11 protein-coding genes are annotated in these 13,209 nt (G+C 53.1%); all 11 read left to right on the forward strand.

Annotation, left to right across the window (positions count from 1 at the left end):
* The first annotated feature begins 38 nt into the window (after nucleotides 1–38).
* Complete coding sequence (locus BM344_RS16110; protein WP_139229655.1) at nucleotides 39–1,919, forward strand: hypothetical protein; 1,881 nt, start codon at nucleotides 39–41, stop codon at nucleotides 1,917–1,919.
* Nucleotides 1,920–1,969: 50 nt separating this feature from the next.
* Entirely contained in the window at nucleotides 1,970–2,329 is a 360-nt protein-coding gene (locus BM344_RS16115) for a DUF6488 family protein (RefSeq protein ID WP_091992210.1), read from the forward strand.
* Between the two features lie 79 nt (nucleotides 2,330–2,408).
* Nucleotides 2,409–3,830: an RHS repeat-associated core domain-containing protein gene (locus BM344_RS16120; RefSeq protein WP_091992211.1), complete on the forward strand. Its 1,422-nt coding sequence runs from the start codon at nucleotides 2,409–2,411 to the stop codon at nucleotides 3,828–3,830.
* Nucleotides 3,831–4,015: 185 nt separating this feature from the next.
* A complete protein-coding gene (locus BM344_RS16125) occupies nucleotides 4,016–5,158 on the forward strand; it encodes a PilN domain-containing protein (RefSeq protein WP_208603460.1) in 1,143 nt (380 codons plus the stop codon).
* 26 nt (nucleotides 5,159–5,184) lie between these two features.
* Entirely contained in the window at nucleotides 5,185–5,823 is a 639-nt protein-coding gene (gene gspM / locus BM344_RS16130) for a type II secretion system protein GspM (RefSeq protein ID WP_139229656.1), read from the forward strand.
* A complete protein-coding gene (locus BM344_RS16135) occupies nucleotides 5,820–6,419 on the forward strand; it encodes a hypothetical protein (RefSeq protein WP_091992214.1) in 600 nt (199 codons plus the stop codon). The genes gspM and BM344_RS16135 overlap by 4 nt, the downstream gene beginning before the upstream one ends.
* A 277-nt stretch (nucleotides 6,420–6,696) precedes the next feature.
* Nucleotides 6,697–8,691 carry a type II secretion system secretin GspD gene (gene gspD / locus BM344_RS16140; RefSeq protein WP_167363257.1) on the forward strand — a complete coding sequence of 665 codons (1,995 nt, stop codon included), beginning with the start codon at nucleotides 6,697–6,699 and terminating at the stop codon, nucleotides 8,689–8,691.
* Nucleotides 8,692–8,703: 12 nt separating this feature from the next.
* Complete coding sequence (locus BM344_RS16145) at nucleotides 8,704–9,342, forward strand: prepilin-type N-terminal cleavage/methylation domain-containing protein (RefSeq protein ID WP_091992216.1); 639 nt, start codon at nucleotides 8,704–8,706, stop codon at nucleotides 9,340–9,342.
* 2 nt (nucleotides 9,343–9,344) lie between these two features.
* Nucleotides 9,345–10,268, forward strand: coding sequence for a type II secretion system minor pseudopilin (locus tag BM344_RS16150; RefSeq protein WP_091992217.1), 924 nt, complete (start codon nucleotides 9,345–9,347; stop codon nucleotides 10,266–10,268).
* A 30-nt stretch (nucleotides 10,269–10,298) separates the two neighbouring features.
* On the forward strand, nucleotides 10,299–11,987 hold the full coding sequence (gene gspE, locus BM344_RS16155) for a type II secretion system ATPase GspE (RefSeq protein WP_091992218.1): 1,689 nt from the start codon (nucleotides 10,299–10,301) through the stop codon (nucleotides 11,985–11,987).
* Nucleotides 11,987–13,195, forward strand: coding sequence for a type II secretion system F family protein (locus BM344_RS16160; protein WP_091992219.1), 1,209 nt, complete (start codon nucleotides 11,987–11,989; stop codon nucleotides 13,193–13,195). The genes gspE and BM344_RS16160 overlap by 1 nt, the downstream gene beginning before the upstream one ends.
* Nucleotides 13,196–13,209 lie beyond the last annotated feature (14 nt).

Here is a 13,209-nt window from a genome sequence, read left to right on the forward strand (position 1 = left end):
ATGACGAAAAACCTTTCACCGCGGGTGAGGATCGGACAATGAAAGAGAGCTATTTTCTACACTGGACGAAGCGTTGCTGCGCAGGGGCCGCGTTAACGCTAATGTTTGTTGCTCAGTCTCAGGCACAGGCCATTGATTTTTCAGTCAAGGCGGGCTCGGTCCACGTTGCCCAGAGCCACGTGATGAATGCTGATGGAGCGGAGGGGCCCAATGATGGAGCTCAGCCGGTGATCGTTGGCAATCGTGACCTGCTGTTCAAGGTCAATTTCGTTGCTGATCAGTCGGGTATTACGCCTGATCAGTTCATGGCATGGTTGACCGTGTATAACGACGGCTTGCCGGAAGGCCAGAGCTTTGCGCTGGACGATCCCCTCGCAATGACAGAGCTGCCAGTGTCTTACGATAATGATCCAGTGACCATGATCCACACCTTTGATGATAGCTACTCGGTGATGATACCTGGCAACCTGATAAAGCCTGGCTTGCGCTGGACGTTGCATTGGGCACTGCCAGATAACAACAACCGAGTGCTCGCGGCGCATCAGCTAAAATCTCCTACGCTTACCGTGAATCCTCCCGTCAGCTATGCGTTGACCATGATCGACATCGAATGGTTCGAGCCCCAGTTTACCGGTTACCCAGCTGGCTTCTGGGACGAGATGGCTCAGAAGTTGCCCATCACCGAGCTGGATCTGAGGCAACCGCCGCCGGTACTGTTCACGAAGGTCGCCATGCCTGGAAGCGGCGCTCAATTGCCCCAGGTTGTTAGCTCCTCCGCCGACTTCACCGCGAACATAACCACTGGTAGCAGTCTCGGTCGCGGCGAGGCTTGGGTGGATGAGTTGCGTCGCGCGCCTGGCGATAATGGCTACGAGTTATCGAATTTTGGGATTGCAAACCATGCTTCTGTGGGGGGCAACGGCAGTAAGGGCAACAACGGCTATTTCTTTGTAACCAAGGCCAAACCAAACAACAAGGGCCTGGTTCTTCATGAAATGGGTCACTCGCTTGATGTGTTCCATTGGGCCACCAGTAACGCCGCCTACCCGTATCGAGACCCGGACAAAGATGGCCCGATCACCTACGAGACCTACCTGGGATTGTCGACCGGGTCTCGCACCCACAACGTCCATGGGGGGCCTTACTGGACTTACGATACAAGGAACGTAGGGGTGGCAGGTACGAATAAAGGCACCTTTATCGCTCCATGGGTTGATTCGGACGGCGACGGTAACCCCGATTTCTGGAAAGCCTCTCCCATGCAGGGGGGCGGGGCTGCGGATAAAGACGACGGCTTTGAGGTTACCAAATTTTCGGATTACGAAATCAATCACATTTTGGGCATTCTGAATGATAAGGCCTACTGGTTCGACACCCAGCACGAGTGGATCAGCAACGAATCATGGGAAGGTCCCGGTTGGTACTGGGGTAGCAACGGCGGGCAGCACTTTACCGGGGACGGCTTGGGCCGCCCCATTGCCAGCAATATGGATGTATACAGCCTGTTGATATCGGCCAGTATGGCGTCCGACAACGGTGCCGTTCCGTTTGCGCTGGCCTATCCGCCTATCGGGCCCTACAAAGCCAATGTCCGGACACTGTTTGATCCAACACTGCCCGCCGATATGTCAGCGTTGGCGGCAACCGGTCAATGTCCGGTCAATGGCTGTGACCTTACGCTTAGAGTGGTCCAGGGTGGGCAGACAAGCCATTACGTTCTGGCCCAGGACTGGAACACGAACCTGCCTTACAGCAATGCCGACTCCTTTATTGACGAAGCTATAAATCTGCCCGCGAGTGCCGGAATCATCACGTCTGTTGAGGTGCTGCTTACAGATAACGCGGAAACCTACACTAACATCGGAGACTTCCCGGCCTCGCCGGTGGTGCTGAACCAGGGCGCCTGGCCGTACCCCTGAGGTGTGGACACGATTCACGTACGAACGCTCATTAGAGAGGTATAAATCTCATGAAACGAGCCACTTTGTTGTCTTATTTTCCGGCCTGCCTGCTGCTCTTTGCTTTGAGCGCGGGAGCCCATGAGGCGGGCCATTACGCTCAGCATATCAACGAACAGACTGCAATGACGATCGGTTTGAAAAAAGCTCAACAGTTTGCAGTGATTGATGCGGGAATGGGTTTTGGCTTGCTGGCCCCCAGCTGGCAAAGGCTGAATCGCGGGGCAGTATTTATCCACTCAAAGGATCAAGACTATTACATTGTCAGAGTGGACAACCCCGCAGAAAAGCAGTCCCTGTATCTCGCGATCCTATCTGACTCGGGTGAGCTCCATGGCGCTAATTGGTCTGGCGAATTTCCGGATTTGTAAAAGTAACTCGTCTCTGTGAGCGGCTTGCATCGGACGGTGGTCAAGAACAATAGATACGTTTTGTCACGAGGTCACAACAATGAAAATGTATGAATTGAACGAAAAGCCGAATTTGCTCAGGCTCGGAAAATTGCTCGCCTACGCGGTGTCGCTCGCAACAATGGTGCTGCCATTCAGTTCTGCCTGGGGCGCAAGCTCCTGGGAATACTACCAGCATGATCGGCAAGGTTCGTTGATCGCAGCTTATGATGAGAGCGGCACCACTCTCGTAGACAATCAATGGACCCCCTACGGGGAACTTTATAAAAGTTATCCCGCCGGCGGAGCCTCTTCCTACACTGAAAGTCAGTCCTACGTCGAGCGTTTCAAGGACGGAATACCTGTGCGGCGGGGATTCACTGGGCACAAGACACTGTTTCTTAGCGGGCTGACGTTTGCCGGGGATACCCGGCTATACGATCCGGCGCTCAAACGATTCTATAACACCGATGACCGAATGACTGGCGGCATTCGTGGGAGCAATCGATTTTCCTATGCCTACAATAACCCTTTGAAATTTGTGGACACTGATGGGCATATGCCCATAGTGGTAGAAGGCTTCATAACCGCTCTTGGAGATTTCGGCAGGGAGCAATACAGCGCATTCGCGAATCATGGATTAAAGACTGGTCTTACAGACTTAGCTCTCGCCATTCCTCGTGGCTTCTTTCATGGCTTTTGGGTGGGGGCGCAACAGGTTGGTAACTCTTTAGCCGATCCAGCCACTTGGCCTTTGGCGGCCCTAACAGTGAGCGCTGGCATCCATCTCTACATGACAGGGAGTGAATTGTCAGAGTATTTTTTTAACCAATCTCTAGAGGCGATACTCAGGTCCGCCGGAACTGGTGGGGATGCGACCAAAGTGAGCCCAGATGGCACGACAATGCCGCGGTTAACGGGCTTAAACGCGCGAATTATGGTTGTGGCTGGGTCCAAGTTACTGACTAACGTGGCATCTCAGTCAGTTAAATGGGCGGGCGGTCATGATTACGATTACATTCCCGGAACTAAGGCAGCTTTGATAACTGGAATAGGAGGCGCATTTGCTGACGAATTTATCCATGGTGCGAGCCTGGATACCGTTATGAACCAGCGCCTACCTATTCGGGATGAGGGTGAAGTCGGCGTTAATTTTCTGCGCAATAACCGAGGAGATCGGGGCTCGGCGTATTGGTGGGCCCGCATGGTTCATGGGCTAGCGGCCACCGGCTTCGGGATGTGGGGAACAGCTGCCGCTGGGGGCGGCGGCGCGGACTTAGCGTCTACGTTTCTGATTGGTTTGGGAGACGCGACGTCAATAGGCGCAATTAAGGCATACGAGACATGGTATGGAGATACGCGCTTTCAAGATCGAGCGTTTATCCTCGGTTTAGGCTATGCAGGGACGACTACTGGGTTAATTCCCATGGGATTGACTTGGGGCATCGGAGCATTGCATGGGCATCCGCCTACTTGGCAATGACCTGCACTTCTCTGCGCGTTAAACGAGTTTCTGCAACCGTTATGGAGAGGACGTTGCATAGATTTAGCTTGTTGACTCGCGAAGCAGAGATCATACACATTTGTTTGGCTTAGCCTGGAGTTGGCAATCTTTCTGCTATGAGTGGCGATGAAAATATATTGACCAGGGCTTGGAGAGCCTACCAGGTGGGCCGTTTGCAAATCGGGCTTGCATGGTGGCAGCAGTCTCTTTGGGGGCTTTTGCCAGTGGCCTGGGCAAAACGGCTTCGGGCACCGCGCAACTACTTGTTGTTGCTGAAACTTGCTGACAGCCAGATTCATGTTGTTCGTGGTGAAGGCGTGGGCCAGTCCCATCTTCGAACAGTACCGCTCAGTCCAGCGGCAGGAGATGGCCTGTTAGATGTTATGGGCTTAATCGGCCGCAGTTCTCGACGGATGCCCATAGTGTTGCTGTTGAGTACCGACCAAGTTCTGTCGCAAAGGATCACGCTGCCAGTAGCAGCAGAAGGCAGTCTCAATAGTTTCTTCGAATTTGACTTGGACCGTCTGACCCCTTTCGCAAGTGATGAGGTGTACTACGATTATCAAGTAATTGGGAGAGATAAAGCCAAGGGTAGAATTACGGTTTTGCTCGTACTGATTCGACGTCAGGACCTGGACGGCCTCCTCGAGACTCTCGGGGCTTTGGGCTCACGCCTGCATTCTGTGGATGTGACACGGAACACAAATACAGATCGCCTGGAGCGGCATGGTGTCAACTTGCTGCCGTCGGAACTTCGGCATAAGCCGCCGTCAAGGCCATTCTGGCTCAGTGTTGCATTCGCAACGATGGCCCTCGCTTTCGTGGTTTTCCTCCAAATGTCTACGTTGAACCACAAGGAAGGGCGGATAGAGAAGCTGCAGGCGCAAGTGCGGGGCCTGAGCGAGTCTACCAAGGCAGTTATTGAACTGACTAAACAGGTGAGTGAAACGGAGCAGGCCACACACTTTGTGATGGCGCGAAAGCTGCAAATCCCGACTATGACCGACGTGCTGCGCCGGCTGACTGAAGTATTGCCTGACCATACCCACATTGAGCAGTTGCGGGTAAACGGTAATGAAGTGGAGCTCCACGGATTCTCCAAATCAGCCGCCAGTCTGATTCCCTTGCTGGAGGGCTCGCCCTGGTTCCAAGAGGCTACGTTACGCGCTGCTATTACTCAGGACAGGGAATCCGCCCTGGAGCGCTATAAGATCCGGGTGGCCGTTGATCGTAAAGCCTTAAGGGCTAACTCGAAACAACCGGCTGGAGAGTCATCTCAGTCGGGTGCAAGCGAGGACAGTAGCTAAGCTATGAACAACGGGGACTTTGTGATTTGTTAGAGCCATCAGGGGCGTCGACTAATAGCCACGAGCCTTGGGCCGAGCAGGCAACCGTCAGGGATCGAATCGTTGCCTTGATGGTGCTACTCGCGCTGCTTTTCACGTTCGGTTCTTTGGCCTACTGGCTGTTAATTCAGCCCCAGCAGGATCTTAACCGGCAGCTCGCCGAATGGGGTCGGCAGTACCACAGGGCCCTGACCTTTGAAGCACGTCGGGAAGGTCTTGAGAGGCAGTTGGAACGCTGGCAGGCCGCGTTGGCTGACAATCAGGCGATGCTGCTACGCGAACGGTCGTTCAGCCTGGCCGCCGCGGCCCTTCAGGAACGGCTAAAGTCTGTGGTCAGCCTTCACGATCCGGCCCAGCGACGGTGTGCAATCCAGCAGCAGAGAAACGTCGCTACGAAAGGTGATGGCCCGTTCACCAGAGTCACAGTCAATGTGGCTCTGAACTGTCATCTTGAAGAGCTTCAAGCGGTGTTATACGACCTGGAGGCGAGTACTCCGGTGATGGTGCTGGATAATCTGACTATCAACCGGCGTAGTCGGGATGATCTGGCCCTGAGCACACAGTTTGACCTTAGCGGCTTTATAAGGCCCGATGCGAATGGCGAGCCAGAAGGCGATCCTCGATGAACCCACACCTTGTTTTCCGATGTGTGCTGAGTGCGTTGAGTCTGCTCTATGCTCTGGGACTTTTCCTCGATTACCGCCGATTGCCTGAGGTGTCTGTCGAGGACGCTCCCGCTCCCGTGCCGATGACGGATGCGGTTGTCGACAATAGGGCGTTCGAGCTTGCCGGACTTATTCAGCTTTCGGAAGTCATACAGCGGCCGCTTTTCGTTGAGGGTCGACGACCAATATCTGAAAAGGAACTGTCTGGGAGCCGTAATCTGGCGGCCAAACCGAAGTTCAAGGAGAAACCCTTTACCGTGGTGGTGACTGGCATTGTCACGGCCGGTGATCAAAAAATGGCAGTCTTAAGGAACACCATCTCTAATCAGGAGCATACCTTGTTTTTAGGCAGTGATCTTCCAGATGACTACGCAGAATGGGTGCTTGACAACATCAACGATAGGGAAGTGGTGGTGACTAATAAAAAGTCGTTAAACGACTCCGAAAATAACGCGACCAACCAAGGTAGACAGGGCAGTTCTGACAATGACAAGAAAAAGCAACTCCCCATCAGCGACTCGGGTGCGCATTACACAATTGTTGAGAGTGCCCAGTAAGGTTGCCGATTGGAGCAATCAGTGGCCTTCTGGGCAATCCACGCGCTGGCACTCAGTGATGCCGGTGCGAGTTCTCTTTGTGTTGAGCATCTTCACACTTGTCGCCTGTGCCGGCGTCCCCTCGGAGAATGCTTCGATTGAATGGCCGCAACGCGCTGCCGCGCCCGCTAAGAATCACGATGAAACACGACCACTGAACACGGACCGTTTTGCTGACCCGGAGGCTCCCCTGACCGCGGAAGCCGAGAATACCCTGACGGAATCAGCGGCGAACCCCATGATGACCGACATCGGCACCGGGAACTTTGTCAATTCCGATCTGGCCCGGGAGCGGCCTAATAGGGTGTTGATCACTCGTGGCAAGGTAAACTTGCAATTCAACAATACCGATATCTCGGAAGTGGTACGCACGATATTCGGAGAGCTTTTGAACCAAACATACATTATTTCCCCGGATGTGAAGGGCACGGTGACTTTCTCCACGGCCAAGCCCATTGCTAGAAGCCAGCTCAAATATGTGTTGGAGACGTTTCTGAGCTGGAATTCGGCAGCGCTGATCCTGCGTGAGGGGATCTATCATGTTGTGCCACTGGATTCGGCGGTGCCAGGTCACCTGAGCCCCAGCGTCGGTGAATTGCCGGTGGAGCCGGGCTACGAGGTGCAAATAGTGCCGCTCAAATACATTGCCGCTTCGGAAATGACGAAATTGTTGGAGCCTTTCCTGACCAAGAATGCTTTGTTATACGCGGATGATAACCGGCAGTTCCTTGTTCTCGCCGGAACACTGGACCAGCTTCGCAATTACCTGCGTACGGTAGAGATTTTTGATGTCAACTGGCTGACTGGCATGTCGGTGGGTATTTTTCCTCTTGAGGTAACCGAGCCGGAGGTCATTATCGACGAACTTACACTGTTGTTTGGAGCGGAGGAAGATGGAGGCGCTCTGGCCAACCAGATTCGTTTCATGCCCATGGCCCGACTCAATGCAATCGTCGCTATGACGTCCCAGCCCGAGTACCTGAAAAAAATCAAGCAATGGACTGACAGGCTGGATCGTCAGGCCGGCCAGTCCAAGGAACAGCGGCTGTTTGTATATCCGGTCAACAATTTTGACGCCAAGATACTTAGTGAGATCCTGGGAAGCTTATTCGGTGCTGGCGATCAGGTCGATGTGTCACGTGGCAGGACAGAACCTCGGCGAGCGTCCCAGAGCAAGGTGGCGCCTGGTTTAACTCCGGTGGAAGTGAGCAAGGATGGAGTCTCAACCGTCCCGACAATGGCTGGCTCTTTTCTAAATTCGCCTAGTGGGGTAAGTGTTGGCGCCATAGATGGTGAACCCATCAGCTTTACCGCTATTGAGCAAAACAATGCGTTATTGATCAAAGCCACTGCGAGTCAGTATCGTGGCATCCTGGACGCCATCAGGCAGCTCGACATTATGCCTCTCCAAGTACTTATTGAGGCGACCATTCTTGAGGTAACCCTATCTGATGGTCTGAGTTACGGCGTTGAATGGTTTCTCAACAACGCCGCCGATGAGTTTCTAGAAAGTGAAGATGCCAGAGGTAACGGCTTCATGCGTGCCGGCCGGGAGGGCCTGAGTTATCTGGTTGGCCGGCGGAATGTGGGAGTCGCAGTATCTGCGCTGCGTCAGAGTGGCAAAACCAAGCTTTTGTCATCACCCAGTCTTTGGGCGCTCAATAACCAAGCGGCCTCCATCACCGTGGGGACCCAGATACCAGTAAACGTTACCAGTATAGACCCCGGCGGCGATACAGATGTCATTACCAGCAATGTTCAGTTCCGAGATACTGGTGTCATTCTGGAGGTGACTCCCCGTATTCATCCGGGAGGCCTGGTTTTCCTCGATGTGGCCCTGAATATCAGCAACCCGGTGGGGCCTGCTGACAGTAACGGTAATGTCTCCATTGCCCAGCGCGCGCTTCAAACCAACATCGCGGTACAGGGTGGCCAGGCTGTGTTACTGGGTGGTTTGATTTCTGAGAGTGGGATAGACAGCGAAAGCGGCGTACCGATTTTGTCTGGCATGCCTATTCTGGGAGAACTTTTCAATAGTAAGAATAGGGATTCTACCCGTACGGAGATCATTGCGATCATTACTCCGACAGTGGTTTCGAACGACAGCAAATCCAATGCCATTTTTGAGGAGTATCAGCGTCGTTTTCAGTATGTCTCCCCTCCTGATCAAATGAAAACGCAGCCGGAAAGTGAAGTGGAGATCGCACCGGCTAAACAGGAAGACCGTGGTTAAAGGGCTGACGCGATGATCGCCATGACCCCGACAATGCGTCAACAAGGCTTCACAATCCTGGAGATTCTGGTCGGCTTCACTTTACTGGCCGTGATTATCGCAATGATGTTTGTGGGTATTCGGCTGGTTTACCGCATTGACGGTAAAAGTGAGGCGCATACGAGCGCTATCAGCCAGATCCGTACGATCAACACGTTCCTGCGACACCAACTTCGTGGCGCCTTGCCAAATATTCCTGTGCAGCAAGAGGGGGAGACTGGCCCCCTGTATTTTGAGGGGACGTCTCAGCGAATGCGATTTGTGGCCACTATGCCGCCCTACCTTCGTCAAGGTGGTATTTTTCGCCAGACTCTGGAAGTGGTGGGTGTAGGGAATGAAAAATCACTGGTTTTCCGTTTTGAACCCATCAATGCCTTGACGCCCGATCCCAACGGCTTGCGGCAGGTGACGCTACTGGACAAAAACATTGAGGACATCCACTTCCGTTACGGTGAGTGGGCAGAGCGCGGAAGATCGCCATCGTGGCTTGAGTCCTGGGAAACACCGCGCTCAATGCCCGGTTTGATCCGTATTGATCTGCGCTTTACCGATGATGCCAATGCATTTTTTTGGCCGTCGTTTGTGGTATCTCCTGTCACCCAGGTGAATTGAGGATGTCGGACAAAAGGACGTTCAAGACCTCGTGGTCGGGTCAGCGTGGATATCGCAAGCAACGAGGTATTGCTTTGCTGGTAGTGCTCTGGCTGAGCTTGTTGCTGACGGTGGTTGCCGCCGGCGTTGCGTATAACAGCCAAGTTGAAGGTTTGCTGACTCGGCGTGCTGTCGACCGGGTGTCTTTACTGGCTGCAGCAAACGCTGGAATACAGATGGCTGTCTATCAGCTGCGGCATCCTAACCCGAAGTTTCGTCTCTGGGCTGATGGCCGTCCCTACTCAAAGGAATTCGAAGGGGTGGACTTGATCATCAGAATTGAAGACGAAAGCGGTAAGCTGGGACTGAACCGGGTTTCGCAGGAACAGCTGAAAAAACTGTTCGTTTCGGCAGGGGCTGAGGAAAAACAGGCTGATTCTTTAGCCGACGCTGTGCTCGATTACCGAGATGCGGACGACTTGGTGCGAGTTCATGGCGCCGAACAGGCGGATTATGAGGCTGCCGGGCTGATGAGTGGTCCGCGCAATGCGCAATTTCTGGTGTTGGATGAGCTCTTGCAAGTTTACGGCATGAACTACCAGTTATACCAAAAGGTTGCACCAGCGCTGAGTGTGCACTCTCAGAATCCCACGCCAGATTTGCGATTGGCGCCTCGGGAAGTATTGATGATGGAACCGGGAGTGACCGAAGAGTTTGTCGATATGTTTCTTCAAGCTAGGTATGGCGAAACGTCGATCTCGGCCGCATTGCCAACTTGGCCCGGTGGTAAGCAGCTCGGTGTTTTTCGAGGGCGAGGCCCAGTCTTCAATATCGAGGTTACGGCAATGACGCCCAATAATCTTACCAGTCGAATCAGGGCGGTGGTCGACACTGAGAGAAAGAGCCGTTTTGCGCCTTTCACCGTTCTGCGGTGGGATGAATATTAAATTTCAGAGAAACTAGCGGGAAGTCAGACCATGCTCGAAAACGGCGATCGCATAGATCATCAGGCGCTGTTGGACGTACTTGTGGAAAGACGGGCATTGCGGTCCACAGATTTAGGCCGGGCGCGGCAACTCGCTCGGGAGGGTCACGACCGCCTGTCAAAATTACTGGTGTCTCTGGGATGGGTCTCTGAACAGGATATGGCGGCCTCCCTTGCGGCGCAGTCAGGATGCGCGCTTGCCACTGAGAACGATTATCCGGAACTGGCGGTTATTCAGCCTCAGATGGCTCTGCGGTTCATGCGCCACCATCTTTTGATTCCGTCCCGCGCAGCGAACGAGGAGCTGTTTGTGATTGTAAGCGATCCCTCGGATCGTATTGCGCTCGACGCCTTACGCTTTCTGTATGGATCTGTTCCTCCCGTGAAAGTGGGTTTGCCGTCGATAATCGACCAGGCTATTGAGCAGTTGTACGGCGAGGTTGAAGCCGCCGCAGATTCTGAGGCTGATGTTGATGAGCCGAGCGAGGACGATGTCGAGCACCTCAAGGATCTTGCTTCGGAAGCGCCAGTGATACAGCTCGTCAGCAAAATAATGCAGAAGGCGGTGGAAGAGGCCGCCTCTGATATTCATATAGAGCCCTTCGAAAAAGCTTTGAAAATTCGATATCGAATTGACGGGGTTCTGACAGAAGAGACAGTGCCTTCCAATTACTCGTCGGCTGCAGTCGTTAGCCGAGTAAAGATCATGGCGAAAATGGATATTGCTGAACGTCGGTTGCCCCAAGATGGCCGAATCATGGTCCGTTCTCAGGGTAAGACCCTGGATATTCGGGTCTCGACGCTGCCAACTGTGCATGGTGAGAGCGTGGTGATGCGTGTTCTGGATCGGGACAGCCTGGAGCTGAGCTTCGAAGCCTTGGGATTTACATCGGCCATTCTTGAGAATTTCAAGAAAGTGCTGGAAACACCTCACGGCATCATTCTGGTTACCGGCCCTACCGGCAGTGGCAAATCGACCAGTCTGTACACCGCAATATCCCACCTTAACAGTCCCGCTGTAAAAATCATTACCGTTGAGGATCCGGTGGAATATCAGATTGAGGGTGTGAATCAACTGCCTGTTAAAAGTGCTATTGGCCTGGATTTCGCCACTGCGCTCCGCTCCATTATGCGTCAGGATCCCGACATCATAATGATCGGCGAAATGCGGGATGTCGAGACAGCTAAAATTGCTATTCAGGCGGCACTTACGGGGCACTTGGTGCTATCCACGCTGCACACTAATAGCGCCAGTGCAGGCTTTACCCGATTGCTCAACATGGGCATCGAAAATTACCTGATTATTTCCACTATTAGCGGGATTCTCGGACAGCGTCTGGTCCGAAAGCTTTGCCTCGAATGCAGAGAAGATTATCGGCCCGGTGCTGAGCAACTCAAATTAATGGAATTACCTGAGCAAAGTTCTTTGACGCTCTATCGAGCAAAAGGCTGTCGAGCATGCGGCCACAGTGGTTATAGCGGCCGAACCATGTTGGTCGAGTGGTTGCCCATGTCGGAGGCCATACAGGCTTTGATCATGACGAACGCCGGCTCCGCAGAAATTCAGCAAAAGGCTATAGATGAGGGAATGCTGACCATGTTTCAGGACGGCCTCCGAAAAGTCCTCTCAGGAACCGTTTGCATTGATGAGGTACTTCGTGTGACTCAGCAGGATAGCTAATGCCCACATTCAATTACCAAGCCATATCAGCGACCGGTGATGTAAAGCAAGGGACCATTGAAGCGCCCAATCAAGCGGAGGCTATTCGCACGTTGCAGTCTCAGGGTATGAGTCCTTTGAAGGTTAGTCTTCCCGGTTCGCTGTCGATGCAACATTTGTTGGTGCGGCGGAGGAAAGCGAGTCAAGCCCAAATTGTGCTTTTCACCCAACAAATGGCAACAATGCTGAATGCTGGTTTACCGGTTGAGCGCGCGCTTCAGCTTCTCAAGCGCCTTACCGAGCATCAAGGATTAAAAGGGCAGATTGATAAAATCTTGGCAGATGTGCGGGATGGGGTTCCACTTTCCAGTGCCTTCGAAGCGCGCTCGGGCTTGGTAACCAAGCTTTATATCAGCATGCTCAGAGCAGGTGAGACCGGCGGCAATCTGGGGCAGACTTTGCAGAGTTTGAGTGGTTACCTGGAACGGAGCCAAGAGTTGCGGCGAAGCCTGGTTTCTGCGCTTATTTACCCCGCGATCCTCTTAGTAATGGCGATGGGGTCGGTGATTGCGTTGCTGACACTCGTGGTACCTAGCTTTGCCCCGATGTTTGAGGAGTTGGGTGGAGATATGCCTACCATCACAAAGGTCGTTCTGGGTACGGGGACTCTACTACAAGATTATTGGTGGCTCTTTTTATCAGTGCTTATCGTCGGCTTGTTGGTCCTTCAGTATCAGTTGGTTCAACCCCCAAAGAAACTTCGTTTGGATCGTTTCATGCTCGCCACCGGCAAGATCGGCACCTTGCTAATCAAGATAGAGACCGCGCGCTTTGCCAGAACATTGGGCGCACTCCTGGCCAGCGGAGTGCCTATTTTGCGGGGACTGACCCTGTCCGCTGAGGTTGTCAATAACACAGCATTTGCGTCTGCAATCCAAAACGTGGCCGCCGACGTCAAAACTGGAAAATCGTTGGCCGATGCTATGGACACAATTTCTTACTTCCCTGACATGGCTCAGCAGATGCTAGTGGTCGGGGAAGAGACGGGGCAGATCTCTGACATTCTCATTAGAATCTCTGACACCTACGATAAAGAGGTGAAAGTAACAATGGATCGTTTGCTCAGTTTGCTGGTTCCTCTTTTAATTCTCGTGTTGTCGGCATTGATTGGCACAATCATTGTTTCCATTCTTCTAGCCATTCTCAGTGTCAATGATTTATTTGGATAACAACAAGGCCTTGA

The sequence above is a fragment of the Marinobacter gudaonensis genome, assembly GCF_900115175.1.
In the GTDB taxonomy this organism is placed as follows: domain Bacteria; phylum Pseudomonadota; class Gammaproteobacteria; order Pseudomonadales; family Oleiphilaceae; genus Marinobacter; species Marinobacter gudaonensis.

What these genes read in the sequence shown, in the direction of transcription:
- gspE (WP_091992218.1), top strand. Translation starts at nt 10,299, where the DNA reads ATGCTCGAAAACGGCGATCGCATAGATCATCAGGCGCTGTTGGACGTA.
- BM344_RS16145 (WP_091992216.1), top strand. Translation starts at nt 8,704, where the DNA reads ATGATCGCCATGACCCCGACAATGCGTCAACAAGGCTTCACAATCCTG.
- BM344_RS16115 (WP_091992210.1), top strand. Translation starts at nt 1,970, where the DNA reads ATGAAACGAGCCACTTTGTTGTCTTATTTTCCGGCCTGCCTGCTGCTC.
- BM344_RS16135 (WP_091992214.1), top strand. Translation starts at nt 5,820, where the DNA reads ATGAACCCACACCTTGTTTTCCGATGTGTGCTGAGTGCGTTGAGTCTG.
- gspD (WP_167363257.1), top strand. Translation starts at nt 6,697, where the DNA reads ATGATGACCGACATCGGCACCGGGAACTTTGTCAATTCCGATCTGGCC.
- BM344_RS16110 (WP_139229655.1), top strand. Translation starts at nt 39, where the DNA reads ATGAAAGAGAGCTATTTTCTACACTGGACGAAGCGTTGCTGCGCAGGG.
- BM344_RS16160 (WP_091992219.1), top strand. Translation starts at nt 11,987, where the DNA reads ATGCCCACATTCAATTACCAAGCCATATCAGCGACCGGTGATGTAAAG.
- BM344_RS16150 (WP_091992217.1), top strand. Translation starts at nt 9,345, where the DNA reads ATGTCGGACAAAAGGACGTTCAAGACCTCGTGGTCGGGTCAGCGTGGA.
- BM344_RS16120 (WP_091992211.1), top strand. Translation starts at nt 2,409, where the DNA reads ATGAAAATGTATGAATTGAACGAAAAGCCGAATTTGCTCAGGCTCGGA.